Annotated in this window: 10 protein-coding genes; 6 read left to right on the top strand and 4 right to left on the bottom strand. The window is 54.1% G+C overall.

Annotated features, from left to right (window positions below):
* Positions 1-10 precede the first annotated feature (10 nt).
* Complete coding sequence (locus E8M78_RS19860; RefSeq protein ID WP_137136693.1) at positions 11-907, top strand: LysR family transcriptional regulator; 897 nt, start codon at positions 11-13, stop codon at positions 905-907.
* Positions 908-1,560: 653 nt separating this feature from the next.
* The gene (locus tag E8M78_RS19855) at positions 1,561-3,825 is read left to right on the top strand and encodes a S8 family peptidase (protein WP_137136692.1); all 2,265 of its coding nucleotides are present in this window, start codon (positions 1,561-1,563) and stop codon (positions 3,823-3,825) included.
* A gap of 170 nt (positions 3,826-3,995) precedes the next feature.
* Here E8M78_RS19855 and E8M78_RS19850 read toward each other — a convergent pair whose 3' ends face one another.
* The 3 genes from E8M78_RS19850 to E8M78_RS19840 form a co-directional block, all read right to left on the bottom strand.
* Positions 3,996-5,714 (bottom strand): thiamine pyrophosphate-binding protein, encoded by a 1,719-nt coding sequence (locus E8M78_RS19850; protein ID WP_137136691.1) that lies wholly within the window; start codon positions 5,712-5,714, stop codon positions 3,996-3,998.
* 9 nt (positions 5,715-5,723) lie between these two features.
* Positions 5,724-6,662, bottom strand: a complete 939-nt coding sequence (locus tag E8M78_RS19845) for an FAD-dependent oxidoreductase (protein ID WP_170973489.1) — start codon at positions 6,660-6,662, stop codon at positions 5,724-5,726.
* A gap of 138 nt (positions 6,663-6,800) precedes the next feature.
* Positions 6,801-8,255: an FAD-binding oxidoreductase gene (locus tag E8M78_RS19840; protein ID WP_137136689.1), complete on the bottom strand. Its 1,455-nt coding sequence runs from the start codon at positions 8,253-8,255 to the stop codon at positions 6,801-6,803.
* An 865-nt stretch (positions 8,256-9,120) separates the two neighbouring features.
* Between E8M78_RS19840 and E8M78_RS19835 the strand changes: the two genes are divergently transcribed.
* From E8M78_RS19835 to E8M78_RS19820, 4 genes are all read left to right on the top strand, one after another.
* Positions 9,121-11,223, top strand: a complete 2,103-nt coding sequence (locus tag E8M78_RS19835; RefSeq protein WP_137136688.1) for a hypothetical protein — start codon at positions 9,121-9,123, stop codon at positions 11,221-11,223.
* A 473-nt stretch (positions 11,224-11,696) separates the two neighbouring features.
* Positions 11,697-11,981: an XRE family transcriptional regulator gene (locus E8M78_RS19830; protein WP_137136687.1), complete on the top strand. Its 285-nt coding sequence runs from the start codon at positions 11,697-11,699 to the stop codon at positions 11,979-11,981.
* Positions 11,978-15,094, top strand: coding sequence for an N-6 DNA methylase (locus E8M78_RS19825; RefSeq protein ID WP_137136686.1), 3,117 nt, complete (start codon positions 11,978-11,980; stop codon positions 15,092-15,094). Before E8M78_RS19830 ends, E8M78_RS19825 begins: the two co-directional genes overlap by 4 nt.
* Before the next feature lie 65 nt (positions 15,095-15,159).
* Positions 15,160-15,771, top strand: coding sequence for a hypothetical protein (locus tag E8M78_RS19820; RefSeq protein ID WP_205910267.1), 612 nt, complete (start codon positions 15,160-15,162; stop codon positions 15,769-15,771).
* Positions 15,772-15,848: 77 nt separating this feature from the next.
* Here the strand turns inward: E8M78_RS19820 and E8M78_RS19815 are convergent, their stop codons facing one another.
* Complete coding sequence (locus E8M78_RS19815; protein WP_137136685.1) at positions 15,849-17,309, bottom strand: HD domain-containing protein; 1,461 nt, start codon at positions 17,307-17,309, stop codon at positions 15,849-15,851.
* Between the last annotated feature and the right edge of the window lie 24 nt (positions 17,310-17,333).

Here is a 17,333-nt window from a genome sequence, read left to right as displayed (position 1 = left end):
CGGAAATGGAATGACTATACGTCGCAGCCTGGCTCCTGACTTTATCAACCTGCAGGCCTTCGAATGCGCGGCGCGGCATCAGAATTTTTCGCGCGCGGCGCAGGAACTGAACCTGACGCAGAGCGCCATCAGTCGCCAGATCGCGGATCTCGAGCAGCAGACGGGCCTCAAGCTGTTCGAACGGGTCCGTCAGCGCGTCATCCTGTCAGAGGCGGGCGAACGGCTGCTTCCGGAGGTTAAGCAATTGCTTGTGCAGGCAGAGCGGCTCATGATCAGCGCAGTAGTAACCGGGCAAATGACAGCATCCTTAAGGATTGCGACGCTGCCCACGTTTGGCGGAAAGTGGCTTGTCCCGCGACTTGGCCGCTTCATAGCCCTTAATCCCGCTGTTGCCATTTCCATCGAGTCGCGTTCCACCCAGTTTAGTTTCGCAGAGGAGAATTTCGACCTCGCGATTCATTTCGGCCAACCGACCTGGGCGAATGCATCCTGTACCTTTCTTTGCAGTGAAACGGTTTTGCCAGTTGCCAGCCCAGCTTTGATAGATCGTGTTGGGCAGCGAACCGAGGTACGGTTTGAACAAATTCCGCTCCTGCATCTCACCACTCGACCGAAGCTGTGGTCAGATTGGGCACAACTTCGCGGCATAGATCTCCCGCAGGCTTATCAGGGGATTCGTTTCGACCAGTTTTCGATGCTGATTGCAGCGGCCTCAGCAGGTTTGGGCTTTGCCTTGCTGCCAACCTATCTCATTGAAAGTGAGTTGCAATCCGGCACTCTCAGGCCTCTGGCCGACTTGCCTATGCAAACAGAAAACGCATATTTCATCGTGCGGCCGGAGAGTAAGAAAACCCAGGTTGCCGCGCAAAATTTCGAGGCTTGGATTCTCAAGGAGGTGCAAGCCTAGCGCATCTACTATGTATTTGAGATCGGCCCGCGACATCAGCCAATAACACCGAAGCCTTGAAGGGATACGAACCGTCGATCCGGCTATTAACCAGCTTCTATTAACACCAAATTTTCTAGTGCAAGCAACTACTTGCTCTCTCTGAATGGCACCGACACCAATAGACGCCACGGTGGGGTAATGGCCGTCATTAAGTTTGGAGAAGCAAAATGAACGACATCGTTCAGATCCAGAAGATGCCGCCCTTCCCTCGAGAGGTTTACTTACCGCGTCCGCGAATATGTTGAAGTTCGTCGGACACTCTGGCTTCGAAGCGCTTCGATTGGAATGGGATCTGCAAGATCCCGACGCTGGAACGGGAAATGGTTTGGTGGCTAGGGCGCCATCGCTTGCGACTCGTACGCTCAAAAATCCAGAGCTGCGAATTCAGGCTCGATGAAAGACGTATGAGTGTCTAGGGTCGTGGTGGTCTCGACTGTCCCGCATTTTCGGACGATGGTCAGGGCGCCAGACAGAGATAAGGATTTACAGAGAAATCAACTTAAAGTAAATTTTCGAAATTAGTCCGGGCGCTTGAATAAGCAACGCAGTAATCATTTTCGTATTACGCTAGCTCTTGCTGCATGCGTCAACTTGATATCTAGGAAAATGAGATGAGCAATCAGAAGATCATCGTCAAATTTCTTGGGGGTTCAGCGCCGCCGTATAGTGCAGCCGCGCAAAAACGTCTGGATGCCTCTCAGCAGACAGACTGGACGCGACTATCATCGAAGTTCGGGAACCTTTCGCTTGAGCCGCATTTTACTGCGATCTCCGAACCTGAAATACGTGCGCTGGAGGGAAGTGCCCTTACCAAAGGACCCGGCGCCTCCTCGCTGACCAGCTATTTTGTTCTGAATGTACCAGACAGCGTTGATCCGCGGTCACTGTTGGCCGCTATACTTGAATGGGATACGGTTGAGACAGCTTACGTCGAGCCGATTCCAAGCGATCCAGCGGTCAGTCCAAGCGACGATCCGCGCTTTTTCAATCAAGGTTACTTGCGTGCTGCGCCGGCTGGAATCAACGCCGTGTTCGCTTGGGGGCTACCCGGAGGTGACGGCGCTGGCCAACATCTGGTCGACGTTGAACAAGGATGGACGTTCAATCACGAAGACCTCGCGGCCAAGAATGTTTCACTCATTCACGGTCGGATCTCCGATTCGTCGCGCAGCCACGGGACAGCAGTTCTTGGTGAGCTTTGTGCGGTGGATAATCAGAAGGGTTGCGTCGGCATCGTGCCAGGTCTTGCAAGCGTATCTGCCTCGTCAACAAGCGGTTCTTCAGTCGCAAATGCAATTTTGGCAAGCGTTGCCCACCTGACCAATGTCGTCAAAGATGTCGGCACGATCCTCATCGAGCAGCAGTGGGTGAATTGGAACGGCAATTATCCGAACATGATCGTTGAGGTCGCGAGCGATGTGTTCGATGCCATTAGGCTTGCGACCCAGCTCGGCCATCTCGTGGTCGAGGCTGCTGGCAACGGCAGCCACGACCTGGATACATATCACTTGAATGGAGCATTTCCTCTGCGCAGGGGTGATCCTGGATTTCGGGACTCCGGCGCATTGGTCGTCGGCGCTGGCTCGGCAGCCGCCCCTCATGACCGGTTGTCTTTTTCGAACTTCGGCAGCCGCATTGACTGTTACGGATGGGGAGAAAACGTCGATACGACATTTTCGAACCCGGCTGCCGCGACCAATCTTTATACGGCGGCATTCAACGGAACGTCGAGTGCATCACCGATCGTTACCGGCGCCGCTTTGGCAGTTCAGGGGATGAAACGCGGGGGCCTTGATAAGGCGCCACTCAGCCCTGCTACGCTTCGTGCAATCTTGTCGGACCCGACCCTTGGAACGCGCTCGGCGAACCCATCCGTCGACAAAATCGGTGTCATGCCTAACCTCCAGCGAATTGCCGGATCGGTGCTTAAACTCGCTCCCGAGCTCTATATCCGCGATACAATCAACGACACTGGAGTACCGCATAACGGTATTGCTTCCTTCAGTCCCGATATCGTCGTCCGCCAGAGGCCGGTCACCCATCCGCAAGCATCATTTGGTGAAGGTAGCGGAACCGAAAACAATGCGATGTTGAGCGAAGCTGTCGCGAGCGGCGCAGACAATTATGGCTATGTGCGTGTGCGTAACAAATCAGACGTGCCAGCCAATGCCGCTGTCGTGTCGCTCTACTGGTCGCCACCCTCCACATTGATCACCCCAAAGAACTGGCGCCTTATCGGTTCAAAATCAATCGATGTCCCAAACGGAAACAAGCTTACCGTCGTTGGACCCTTCAACTGGCCCCAAGCTTCCGTACCCGGTCCAGGCCACTACTGTTTCATCGCCACAGTGTCGCATATGTTCGACATGGCACCGGTCCTGGCGACGCTTGATCCTATCCAGAATTTCTCGGCGTTCATCCAGGCCAACAACAATGTCGCGTGGCGCAATTTCGATGTGGCTGACATCCGCCCCCGTGGTAATGAGGAAGCTGCTGTCCTCCCGTTCATGGTGCCGAATCCGGACCCAGGCCCGTTCGTCGACATGAGGGTGGAGATTTGCGCCGATCTCCCACCTGGTTCTCGGCTTAGGATTTCAATGCCTGATACGATCCGACCTGCGACCGGCTTGGCATTCGGGCCCGGATATCAACCCGGGACCTTGAATGTGGAATTGGCGGCAAGCGGGACAACAGTGCCATTCCAAGCGCAGTTCCTTCCGCCGGAGTCATGGCTGCGTATCCTGGTGCAGATACCGCCCAAGTACTGGAATCGGCAATACGAGATCTTTGCCCGGCAACTTTACCGAGAGTTTGAGGTCGGTCGGATCACATGGTTACTTGCACTGCCGCCAGTTGAAGAAGGGAAAGAAGCCTGACCATCCGCCCATGATAGCAATATCTGTATGGTGGCTGTTTGATCTTAGGTTTGATCCATCACGACCGCCGATCCTATTTGTATTAGAACGGTGGCCGGCGGGTCGGTCGGTTGAGCTGATTTCAAGAATAGACTACGTCTCGAACGTGTACGGGTTGAGGCCCAGAGGCTTCACAAGCCGGGTGGAAGCGAACGGGCCCCAACGGATGCGTGAATGAAGGCCGGCCCATCTTGCGCCTTCGCTGCGGAGATTGCCGCAGCTAACTCAGGACCTGACGTCGCGCTGTAAACGGCAGCTATTCCAAGACCTCTGGCAACGGACCCGTAATCCCAGTCATTTAGAACGGCGTAGGGAAGAGGGTTCTTAGGTCCGCCGGTGTAGAAGCTCTTATCAAGCAGAAATTGTTCGTATCCGTAGAGGGTATTGTCGACGACAAGGGTGATCGTGTTCAACCTGTAGCGCGCCATGGTCGAGAGGCTTTGTGCGACCATCTGGAATCCGCCATCTCCACAGACCACGAAAGCTCTCTTTCCCTTTTTCCCTTCTGCGGCGGAGACACCGACGCCAGCCCCTACGGAATGGCCAATACTTGCCCAAATAGCGCCCGCCATGAAAATGTTTGTCCCGACCATCTTAATTCGAGCCGTCGGGTAGATCCCAAGAAAAGTATCGGCAATTAACATCAGCTTTGGATCGGATGTGACTGACCGCTCAATCTCCTCGAAAAGTTCATTATAGGCTATCATTGAGACCGCCGGTACCGCGAGGTCTCCGGACACCTCGGGTTCTTCTGCGGTATACACATCGTCTCGGTCACCGTCCCATGCGGCCTCTTCCCCGATCGGCGGCGGCTCATTCATCTCCTCTTTCGGTCGGCCGACGTCAGCGATAGCGTGCTTATTAAGTTCTGCGATGAGAGAGGCAAGCCCGCAGGAGACCGCACTAGCTCCTTTAACATGTGCTGTACCGTCCCAGATCCTGACAACCTGGTTCCGCTCAATTTTGGGCACTATAATGCTTGAATGGCCGGACCCGAAGACAGCGCCCAAGGATATTAAGAGGTCGGCATTCCAGATCTTGGTCTTAAGGGTGTCAGGCGCCTTGTCGCCGTTGAAGATGCCTTGGAATAGGCTGTGACTTTCATTGATCGTCGTGCGCTCCAACAAAGTTGTCGCCCAGCGCATTTTCAGCTTCTCGATGATAGCCAGGACATCGCCGGCTAAGCCGTAACGTTGTACCTCGACACCGACGATCAAAAAAGGCGACTTCGCACGAGCGACGGCTTGCAAGATTTGATCGGCAACCTGAATAGCGTTTCCCGGCGGGGTCGGCGGATCGAATTTACTTGTAGGTGGCGGACACGCACTTGCCAGCATCCCTTGCGGGATCTCGATATAAACAGGCCGCTTTCGCACCATCGCCACCCGGACGGCCTCGTCAAACATTGAACAAGCCTGGGCAGGATTTTCGACCCGTTCATGATATGCGGTAACCGCCGAAAAAACCTCGAGATCGGTATGGGGTTTTCCGATCGAGTGCGAGAAGACAACGCCAGTATTGGTTTGCGTCTTTATGCTCTCTGTTGAAGGTCCTCCGTTGATCACCACGATCGGGCTCCGCTCAACATAGGCGCCCGCGACCGCGTTCACCAGGCTCAAAGTCCCTGGCCCGTAGGATACAGCCACTGCCGAAAGACCCCGGATACGGGCGTAGCCATCTGCTGCGTAACCTGCCTCCAGATCACTACTTGTGACAATGGTCCTAAATTGCGAGGCGCGACTGGCGGCGGCGTAGACCCGGGCACAATAGACTGATGGAACTCCAAACAAGGTGTCGACCCCCTGCAGCTTCAGGCGATCAATGATGTAATCTGCAACAGTATATGCCAAGTGATCCTCCTATTTGTTGCGTAGCAGCCAGGGTGCGTCTTCAAACTCCTTTGCCAATGCCCGACCCGCAAAAACATCCTTCGCAATTCGCATGATGTCTTGGCACCGTTTGGGATCAGGGATTTCGTCGTTCATGTTCTCCTCGTAGGATCCTCCAACGACGACATGGTCTTCACGCGGGAAGACGTAGGTTGAACCGTTGCTAAAGAGCCAGGTCAATGATGGTTGAGCAGGAAGAAGAACGAGGTGGCCCTTGATCGGTTGAAGTTGATTATCGGCAAACAGCGTCTTTGATCCAAGGCCTGTACAATTGATCACAATGGTTTCGGAAAGTTCTGCCAACTGCGCGACATTTTTGAACAGCTTCTGAACCGATTGCACGCCCTGTTTGACGAGATCGTTTCGGAGCCTTGGAAGAAAAACTGGGGGTTCGACAAGCAGGGTACGATAACCCCAGCCGTTGGAAGCCATATGCTTGAATGGTAGCGGCTCGAACCAGGTAGGCTTGGCGATCAAATCGGGCGGCACTTTCGCGAAAGTGTCGCTTTTCGCTTTTGTATAGTTAATGCGTATGGAAACGCCGAATCCCCTCCCGATCCTTTGCTCATGCATGCGGTAAGCGGTTCTCAGGATATCCTCGAACCGCGCCTTTGCCGCCGGATCGCGTTCGTCATACTTAATAACGGAGGGAGCCCATTGCCCCCCGGCAATGTCGGAGGTGGTGCAGGTTAGTCTTTCCGCATAAATCGTGACTTTGTAGTCGGGTGATAGGAGCGTTGCCGCAGTCAGGCCCATGACCCCGGCACCCAGAATAGCGATCGATTTTTGCTCGCTTGGCGAAGCGTATCCTCGGACAATCTTGGCCACCACATCCGCACATCCCCAGCTCATTGAAATGCCAGCGCCGCCATGGCCGTAATTGTGGACGACGAATTTTTCCCTGATCATTTCGTGCTCGAGCCGATATGTTCCGTGACGAAAGGGTCGCACGCCTGCGACATACCGGCATTGAGGCTGGACACATGTAAAATCTGGAGATGGAAGCAAAAAAGGTGATGCGTCCTCCGTCATCGTCTCCTCAATTGTTCACGAAAGCGGCACGCTTTGCTGGAAAGCAAACAGGTTATCCGGATCGAAAGATCGCTTCACCTGCTTCAGGCGTTTGAGATTCTGCCCCCAATAGGCCGTAGCAAAATCTCTAAGCTGTACATCGCTGTAATTGACGTAAGCCTTTCCGGGCATGAAGCGTTGCAGCCCATCATAAAACGCCGTCATGGCCCTTGTTTTTCGGGGAGTCAGACGAGGATCGTCCCACCCAGCATAATAATGGATCATATACCCGACGCTTGACCGATGCGGAAACGCCGTCTCGGTTTCGGTCAAATCATTTATCGCTCCCCCATAGGCGTTCAATATCAGGCCGACATCGTTGAAGAGCTGTGTGACGACCTGTTCAAGCATCTGTTCTATCCCGGCTGCATTCAAAGACTGCAAAAAGTCGGAACGCTCCTTTTGGAAATAGGGATCACGCCCGGTGCCCGCATATTTCTGGAATGCGTCCCAAAACATGTACGTCTTGATCGCGCGCGGACCAATTGGAGCTTCGATCGCCGCAAGAGCCGCTAACGCTCTTTCAAGTTCTGTTCGGCTGGCGACACTTTGACCAAGGCATCTTATCGAAAGGTTCGGGCCACTCCCTGACTTGCTGACCTTTAAAAGAGCAGTGATGCCTCGATCAGCCTTGGGTGCCCATTTCTGCCAAGCGTCGACGATCTTTGCCGCTCGTTCTTTCGAAAGCGTCCATCCGACGGAAAAAACATCGACGGACGCAACAGGGTGAACTCGGATGGTCAATTCGAACACCACACCGAACGATCCTCCCCCTCCCCCGCGGCACGCCCAAAAGAGATCTTTGTTCGTCGATGCGTTCGCAACGAGAATGTTTCCCTTCGGATCGATGAGCCGTATTCCGATCAGGCTGTCGGCCGCAAGACCTCTTGCTCGAGACAGAAGCCCATAACCGCCTCCCAGAACATGACCGGCAACTCCGACCGTAGGGCACGTCCCGCAGACGAGCGCATACCCAGTTCCTTTGAGCGCAGCCTGAATCTGCCCAAGCTTAGCCCCGGCTCCGACAGTAACCGTCTTCACCACCTTATCGAAAGAGATTTGATTGATCTCACCGACATCAATCACGACGCTCGTATTGCCGCTGAACCCTTCATAGGAGTGCCCCCCCCCTCGGATCGAAAAGGCAATGGCATTGTCTCGCGCCCAGGAAACCACCTTGCCGATTGCAATTGCACTCTTGCACACTGCGAACAAGCTGGGGCGTATCAACGTTCGACGGTTGTAGACCGTCTTCATACGGTCTTCGTATGCTGCCTGACCAGCGCGCAAGAACGTGCAGCCAGCAATCGCGGGAGGTTTAGGTAAGAACTTTCGCTGCTCGACGCTCAGTGCGTCGCTGCCATCTGCGACCCCAGGATCGTCGGCTGGATCGCCTAGATCCATTTCGCCGAAAAAATAAGGACGTTCCATTTCTCCTCACCTCTACGCGATCTTTATTTGCCCTTTACTTAGATCGAAGAGATGCACTACGCGTGGAAAACGAGATCTCAACGATTTCAGATATTTAGGAAAAAGGCACAATGTTCTCGCATCAGCATTATGCACTTGTTTAAAAACTGACCCGGCAAAGGCTCGGCTGTAATCAACAGCTCGGTTTAGCGGTAGATGAATGAAACGCGTTCATTTTGGTCTGATGAGATGAAAATGCGCCTTATCTAAAACCGATTGGCACTCCCAGCCTGCCTGGTGCAACCATAGTTTGCTGTTTACAATCTATTTCGCCGGCACCTGGAGTCAAGCGTCTTGAGTGAATTCCGTGTTTATCTTTGCGTGCTGGGAGTGAGCAGGGTGTCGGCGTAGAAGAGCGCGCACGTTGATCATAATGCACATCCGGGCAAGTTGATGTTGATAAAGCAGGTGACAGCATGCCTTGATCCAAGAGAAATTCTGAGTCCTGGCAAAGTGCTATTGGATTGGGGGCGAAATCGGACCTCGGGTGCCACCGACAGAAAGTCACACCGACCAATATGACTTCATGACAGTGCCGGAGAATTCTCACAGCGTATTTTGCTCTTGAAGGGAATCGAACCTTTGGCACCCGAATCGATTTCGCCAAACCCTTGCCGCTTCACCATCTTTCGCACAGTGTAACAAGTTAGCAGGATATGCGGAATGTCACCGCTGATTGCCTCCTTCGCGCCGATGACGGAAGGAACCAGCTGACATGCAACCGCGATAACTTCAAGATTGATTTCGGAACCGTTCAAGCTAGCTTGCTGATCGGGGTTACTCGCGCCTTGCACGAGAGATATCGTGAACTCAGCAGGAGACATAGATGATTAGTCAGGATATCTTCGCCAAAGCCGCGAAGACAAAAAACGCGACAAAGTTGCTCCTCCATCTCGCGGAGTTTCCTGTCAATCAGGAGTTGGCCGACGAATTAGCTACGCTTATTCGGCACTGCTCAGCTCTTATTCATGCGAGACCGAATCCTGCCAGTCAAGCGTCACGTGACAAGCTGCTTGCGGATGTTCGAGGTTTCTTAGAGCGGGCAGCGCCGACGCTCGATTTCGGACCATATGACAAAGCAGCGGCACTTCTTCAAGTCGCCGAAGATGGCCATCACCGGATATTGGCCTCGCTGCAGAAGACCGCTTTTTCTAAGGAGCCTGCTCCAAATCGAGCAGCTGCGGTTATCGCACGCGCTGAGGCGAATAGGATCGCACTGGCGGCTGACTTGGACGCCGCGCTGAAAGCAGCGGGTCATTTGATTTTGCCTGGCGGACCTGAAGTGAAGGATGCTGACGGAAATCGTGTCGATGCTGACTCGTTTCTGGGGATGCTGTTGGAAGCCCTGAGAGGAACTTTGCTTATGGAGGGCTACGCCAACAAATGGTTTTCTGGCGACCGCCAGTGGCTAACACTGCCGCTGCTGCCAAAAGTAACCGATAGGGAAATCTATCTGGCCGAACAAGCCGAGTTCCTGGCGATGGCCTGGGCGCGTTGGGAGCGATTGCATGAAAAAGCGCGGTATTTTGACGTTGGGATTAACACAGTTGGATCGGATCAGTTGCCCGACGGCGCACCCGCGGGGGTAAAGCGTGTGTACGAGCGCGATGCCGGAGGCATGATCGCCGACTTCATTGCAAACGAACGGGCCATCGATCGCGAAGGGAAGTCCGCGGCCGACCTTTTGGGGACAACCAATATCGGGCGCATCGGCAAAGGCATTGATAGCCCAGTGAAATTGCCTCCCATGGAGTGGATTTCGGAGCATGAGGCACTCAACTCGTTGTCGTTGAGCGAAGCAGTTGGCTACAATATCGCTGAGGACCTCGAAAGGCCGGGCGGATTGCGACTGGTGCAATGGGTGCGCGGCTATATGGCTCTTGCTGCATGGGCCTCGAAGCAACGCGGGGATCAGCAGAAGCTAATTTTGGAGATTGATCCAGTGGAGGCGCGCGGCCTCCTCCAGCGGATGTCACTCACGCGGGACGAAGCTGACATTTTCCTTGATGCGGTTAGCTTTGGCGCGGGCTCACGTGATTTTTTTGATGCCCCGATTGTTCGGGCTCAGGAAAAGTGGCTCGTCATCGGGGGAGCGCTATTTGCTCCTCGGATGGCAAAGATCGTCCCCTCCACCTTGGCATCGATGGACGTGCAGCTTTTGCGCAAAGGTTCAGCTTTTGAGAGCCGGGTTGTCGATCTATTCAAGCTTCGCGGCCTAGATGCGCGCCGCGTGAAGGTTAAGCGAGACGGCGCCGAATACGATTATGACGTCGTGGTCCCATGGGGCGACTATCTGTTCCACTTCGAATGCAAAAACCATGGCCTGTCGGGTAACGATCCAAAAAGGGCGTATCATTTTTTGCACGAAGTAGGGTCGAGCATACGTCAGATTCAGCGCTTGAGGGATGGCTTGGTAAAGTGGCCTGACATCCTCACGAATGAGTTCGGCCCGCAAGTGACGAGCAAGACGGTCGTTCACTGCCTGCTGCACAACGAGACATTCTCATTCCCGGAAGGTATCGATGGAATTTACATCTATGACTGGTCGGCTCTTACGCGCTTCTTTGAAGCTGCCTGGTTCGGTGTCATTCACGATCATCGAGGCCCACAAAATACTGTCTTTAGAAATCGCGTGGGCGTCAAACGCATTTGGAGCGGTGAGGAACCTGCCCCCACTGACCTTCTTGAAGAGCTGGCTAAACCCAGCCAGTACCAGATTGTCATGCATCACGTCAGGGAGGACAAGATCGCATTCGAGCTGGACAGCGAGACCTTCGCTATCGAATCGTTTTACTCCCGCGCGCCAGGCAATGTTGCCACCTACGCGGAGGCCCTTGGCGTCTCGGGAAAAGAGATTGAGGAGCAACTTCAACGTGTGGACGAACAGATCATAGCAGCGATTGCTCATGCCAGGTCGTCCGAGAAGTAGCGCCTCGCTTATCTTGTATAGGCGAGCGTTCGTGCTCACTCTGAAGTCGTGGAAGCTCACCTGATTCCGAATACCCTAAAGCTAAACAGCTAAATTGGTTACAGAAATCGCGTTTTGCAATCATGGTGGATGGTCCATTTATGTTTTTGCGCCCAACATAGTCACAGCTGTCCTGAGCCGCGGGAAAGTGTAGAGATCGTTCTTGAGTTACATTCAAAGTAGCTCAGCCGACCACCGACGTTGAGTTCCCTTTTTGTTAACCGGAGGGGATTGGTTCCCCATGACTGCAAGGCTTCCGTGGCCTCACGCTCACTAGAAGCACGAGATCGAAGATGCACTAGCCGGTTTTCGTCGCGTCGCTCCTAAAGTCATACCCGCGCTGCTTGGAGTGACGGATTTGCCCCATGCTTTACTTTTCGGGACACAGGGTTTAGTGTGCCGTGGCTCATGATTTTGTGTGCTAACGATGGCCAATGACCTACGAGGAATTTACAGGTGAATTGCAGCGGGCGTCGCTCAGCGTTCGCGGTTTTGCAGCACTCGTGCGCATGAACCCGAACTCGATTTCCAATTACGCCGGTCGTGATATCCCCGCCCATCTCGGATTGATTGCGGCATTGATAGCTGATCTGCATGGTCACGGGATCGATTATCTGCCGGCCGTTGAGCGCGCAACAATTTCTCAGAAGAAACCACGTGGCGCTGGACCAGGTCGATTTGGCGGGGATCGCCAGCAAGTGCTGGATCTGTCACGATGACCCTTCATCAGCTGACGCTTGAGAAAGTATCGGCCACGCTTGGATGGCCAGATGTCTCCTCTCTTATCGAACCAGTCGGCGCCGGGCCGGCCCATTTTGCGCGGCTCGTTCAGACAAAGGTCGGCCGGGAGCTTGGTCGGTCGGCAAAGGACGGCTTCAGGCGTATCGGAGTTCTTGTCGCCGATCCCGATAGTGCGCAGACTGATCCACCGTTTGCGCTCGTCGCGGAGTTCGGCGCGCGTGTATCTGCCCAGACATTGCGGGAGCTACATCGGCTCGCCTGGAACTTCTCCCACGCGCCTACATTGATCACGATCGAGCCGGATGTTGTTAAGGTATGGAGCTGCTGCGAGGCACCCTCCGATGACATGCTGGTCGATTCCTTCGTCGTTCACACCGTCTCCGCCGCGCAGTTCTCCGACGATCATCACGCAAGGCTTGAGAACGGAGCGGTTCGCGCGTTGCATTGGATCAATCTCGTCTCCGGGAAGTTCTTTGCTGATTTGGCGGACCGATTTAACCGTGACGGCCGAGCAGATCAGACCCTCCTGACCAACCTGAGATTTATTCGTGAAAAGCTTCTACGGAGCGGTCTGACCGACGACGACGTTTGTCACGACCTTCTTGCTCGCGTGATTTTCGTGCAGTTCCTGTTCGACCGCAAGGACAGTGATGGGACAGCTGCCTTGAATCCTGATAAATTGAAGCTGTTGTTCAACGAGGGCGTTCTAAGCAGTATCTACCGGCGTTTCACGGATATATTGCATCACTACGACGACTGCTATCGGCTGTTCGAATGGCTGAACGACAAGTTTAACGGGGACCTTTTCCCCGGAAAGGGTGACACGACGGAAGAGCGCGCTGCTGGCTGGATGGCCGAGCAGACGCAGGTGAAGCCGCACCATCTTGTGATTTTGGCCGACTTCATTGGAGGAGAAATCGATCTACCAACCGGGCAGGCGAGCTTATGGCCGCAATACTCATTTGATGTCATCCCACTGGAGTTTATAAGCAGTATCTATGAAACATTTGTCGTCGAGAGAGCTGCTAAGGACGGTATTTTCTACACACCTCCCCACTTGGTCGATTTTGTGCTCGATCGCGTGTTGCCGTGGGACGATGTTCACTGGGACATTCGTGTGCTCGATCCAGCATGCGGGTCCGGGATATTTCTCGTAAAGTCCTTTCAGCGTCTAATTCATCGCTGGCGGTTCGCAACCGGCCAACAGGTGATTTCGGCAAAATTGCTGCGCCGGATGCTGGAACGTAATCTCATCGGCGTCGATAAGGATCCGCATGCCGTGCGGGTGGCTTGCTTCAGTCTCTATTTGGCAATGTGCGATGAAATAGAGCCGCGCCATTATTGGACACAAGTTCGGTTTCCATCGATGCGAGACCGACAATTGATCTGCTCCGACTTCTTCATCGAGGGAGACGGGTTTGACAGCAACAATCCGAGCAATCGTTTTGATCTAATCGTGGGTAATGCGCCTTGGGGAAAGGATCTGGTGACAGAGGCCGCCATAGAATGGGCAAAGGCTCCGGCGCATCGATGGCCGATCGCCAACAAGGATATCGGAAGCCTTTTTCTAGCGAAGGGAGCGATGCTACTCGCCCCAAGCGGACAGCTGGCCCTTATTCAGTCGGCTGGTTCTTTGCTTTTCAATACCTCCAGAAACGCCACAAGCTTCCGGCAGCAGCTCTTTCGAACCCATACTGTTGAAGCCATCTACAATCTGTCGGCATTGCGCTTCAAGGTTTTCAAGCGCAAGAACCACACTACGACGGTTTCCTCATCGCCATCTTGTATCGTCGTCTTACGAGCGCCAAAGCCGGAAGCGAACGGGCACTTTGTCGCCTATGTCAGTCCCAAAACATTGCCGACCGTTGTCGACGACTTTGCGATAGTGATTGAAGCTGAGAACTACCGTTGGATTTCATCGATCGATGCATCCACTGACCCCTTCATCTGGACTGCTATGATGTGGGGTACCCGCCGCGACCTCGACCTGTTGCGGCGTCTGAGTGCGTTCCCGACGCTTGATACCGCCAAAGCAAACGGGTCTGCGATTACCCGGGAGGGCATCATCTTCGGTGACAGGACACGCCGATTATCAGCCATGGCCGAGTGGCGTCTGTTTGACGCTAAAGCATTTCCGAAAACCCCACTTACGCATATGTTGGCCAACGACCTGCCGCTGGCTGGTGATCTGCGTGTTCATAGTAGGGACTCGACGAACTTCGAGGCATTCAACCTTCCACAGATGATTGTAAAACAGGGTTGGCAGCTCGAAGCGCGCCGCTTTCAAGCTCGCATGGTCTATTCCACTGACGGACAAGGCGTCTTATGCAATCAAAGCTATGTCAGCGTTCACGGCTCAGAGGAACTCTTGCGTGCCGCATGCCTTGTCTACAACAGCATTCTTGCTACCTACTTCTTGCAGCTATCCAGCGGGAGAATGGCGGCCTATCGCCCCGAAGTGGCTGTTGCAGATCTTCTCAAGGTGCCATTACCGAACAGAGCAGTCGATATCGCGCTCGCGACGTCACAAGCTGACATTGACAGACAGATCTTCGACGCCTTTGGCCTAAAGGATGCTGAGCGCGCTTTGATCGAAGATATGGTCAACATCACCATGGCCGACCTTCGCAGCGAGTATGATCGGCCTGGTCAAAAGCCTGCCGACGACAGTGTTCTCGAAACGTATTGTGCCTATTTCACGCGCGTGCTCAAAGCCGGCTTTGGGAAGTCGAAGGGGATACGGTCATCTATCTTTGTTCCACCCGCCAATGAACGATTCGCGTACCGTTTGGTCGCGTTCGAGCTGATCGACGCGGATGACACCGCGATACGCCATCTACCGATGGAGGCTGCGGAACTCCTTATGCGATTCGAAGCCCTCAGCGTTGCCGGCTCAACCGATTACCGGTCCATCTTGCGTCAGCGCACGGCGCGCATCTATGAGAGCGGCGAGTATCCGACGATCTACATTCTTAAACCCGATGCGGTTCGCTATTGGACACGCTCGACGGCGTTGAATGAGGCCGACGAGGTGGCAATTGAATTTTTCAGCTGGATGCGGGCTGCGACGGAAAGCAAGGCACTCGCATGATGCAGAGGTGGAATCCGTTTGCTCCTCGAATCGAACCCGATTTCCTGAGCGCAGTTGTCAACTGGATGAGCGGATGCGAAACCACATTCGTCGACCACATTTGGACTGGCTTCGAAACGATGGAGCGAAGGTCTCCACCGATTGACGGTCGCGATCTTGAGCGCAGCATAACGCAAAATCTTGACGTGATGATACGTGATGCAATGTCTGGTGACGAGCCCTATTACATGCAGCATGGGCCGTATGAACGCGAGACAATGGCTCGTCCTCCTGCCCAACCGCCAGCCTACGATCTAGCTTTCGTATTCAGAGCCGATCCCCGGATCATGTGGCCCATCGAGGCCAAGGTGATCGAAACGCCAGGTGCGATCGCGCATTATCTGGCCGATATCAGGGACCAGTTTCTCACCTGCCGCTACGGTCCGTTTTCTCCGTCCGGGGCAATGGTTGCATATCTGTTGCAGGGGCAGCCGTCTGATATGCTGGAGAATGTACAGGCGAGGCTGGGAAATCCGATAGAGCACACTCAAGGAAATGACGGACGAGCCCATGCAAAGTCGACGCATATGCGCGATGTACCTCAGGGAAAGCATTATCCGCCAGTATTCGGCTGCTATCATGTCGTGTTTACTTTTCACGGTCTCCAACGCGTAATGCCAGATCTGCCCCGCGGCTGAAGCAGAGTCTAATCCGGGCAAGACAAGAAAAATGCCACGCGAATTCAACGCGCCACACGTCGTTAACGACCGACTGTTCAGGAACCTACCGCAGCGGGCGTCTGGTCTTTCACGCGGACCAGTTCCGTTTCGACCGTCTCGCGGATGAATCTCTTCAAATCATCTTCTTTCTGGACCTTTCGATCATCGTAATAGATACGATGGATGTTGAACGACGCGGCGCTTGCTACAACGGGAGAAATGGACGCGATGTCCAGGATCTGCCCGCCAACACTGACATTTATCTGCTGAGGATTTCCACCTACGACACCCATCGGATTATAGATGGGACGATTGTAGGTGTCATAGTAGCAGCCGTCGCTCCAAATTGAGGTTTCCTCCTGGAGTCTTGCAGCAACAGCCTTGCATATTGCTTCGATCCGCTCGACGCGGGCTTTCGCGGTGAGCTCGACGATGTTGGATTTCAAGGCGAGAACTTCATCAGTGACTTTCCAGATATCGATCATCGGTAGGATTCTGCGATCGGAGAGCCGCGTAGCGATATCGCTGACGGAGGCGTCACTTGCCTCTCGAAGTTGATGGAGCGATCCCCAAAAGAGCGTGTCGTCCAGCAGGCGCGCGTGGTCGAGATTGCTTGGGTCGCGGAAAAATCGAACGAATGGGTGAGTATCCGAAAGGCCGGTAGCAGACACATCATCTGCTGCAATAAGCTCGAAAACCCTGCTCAGAAGCAGGGCGAACATGAACTCGAGCCCGCGGGTCTTCTTGTGAAGATATATAGTGGGATAGAGCTGGAAGAGCGTCACCGTGAACTGTTCGAGCGAGATGTAGGCTTTGCTGTCGACATAAAGGAATCGCGCATCGCCGTTTTCTCCCACCCTGAGATTTCGCAGTAACCAATCCAGATCGATGCCTCCGGAGGACACGCCGGCGAAATAGGCGTCGCGTTTGGCATAGTCGAGCCGGTCAGCATCCAGCTGACTGGAAACGACGGAAGTGTATATGCAGTTTTTGTCCGCTTTCTTGATGATGTCGCGGACCATCACGGGGAATTCCGTGCCGCCGAAATTGGTCAGTGCCTTGCCGATTGTAGAGTCGGTAATGATTTTTCGGCTGACCTTTTCATGGTCGACGGCGTCTTCGAGACTTTCTCGTTTTTCATCCTCGAGCTTATTGCGTGCAAGGAAGAATTCCATCGCTTTCTCGAAGGCGTGGCTGAACATACCATGGCCCACGTCGTGCAGGAGCGCGGCCGCGAGGCATGCCTCGGCCTTTTGCGACCAATTCCCGCTTGATCCTTCGGGCTCGATAATCGTTAGCATTCGCTTGGCGATCTTGTAGACGCCGAGAGAATGGGCGAAGCGGGAATGGGCGGCCGAGGGGAAGACGTAGTCGGAGAAGCCGAGTTGCTTCACGCGGCGCAGGCGCTGGAAAAAGGGATCGGAGAGCAAATCCTTGAGTTCGTTCTCGCGCGCTCCGTTGAAATCGATGAACCCGTGGATCGGATCCTTGATGACCTTATTCAAAAGCTCCTGCATGTTTCCCCACCATTGTGTTTCCAA

Origin of the sequence: Rhizobium sp. FKY42, assembly GCF_005222835.1 — a bacterium.
Classification (GTDB): domain Bacteria; phylum Pseudomonadota; class Alphaproteobacteria; order Rhizobiales; family Rhizobiaceae; genus Neorhizobium.
This window is presented reverse-complemented; position numbering and strand designations above follow the sequence as displayed.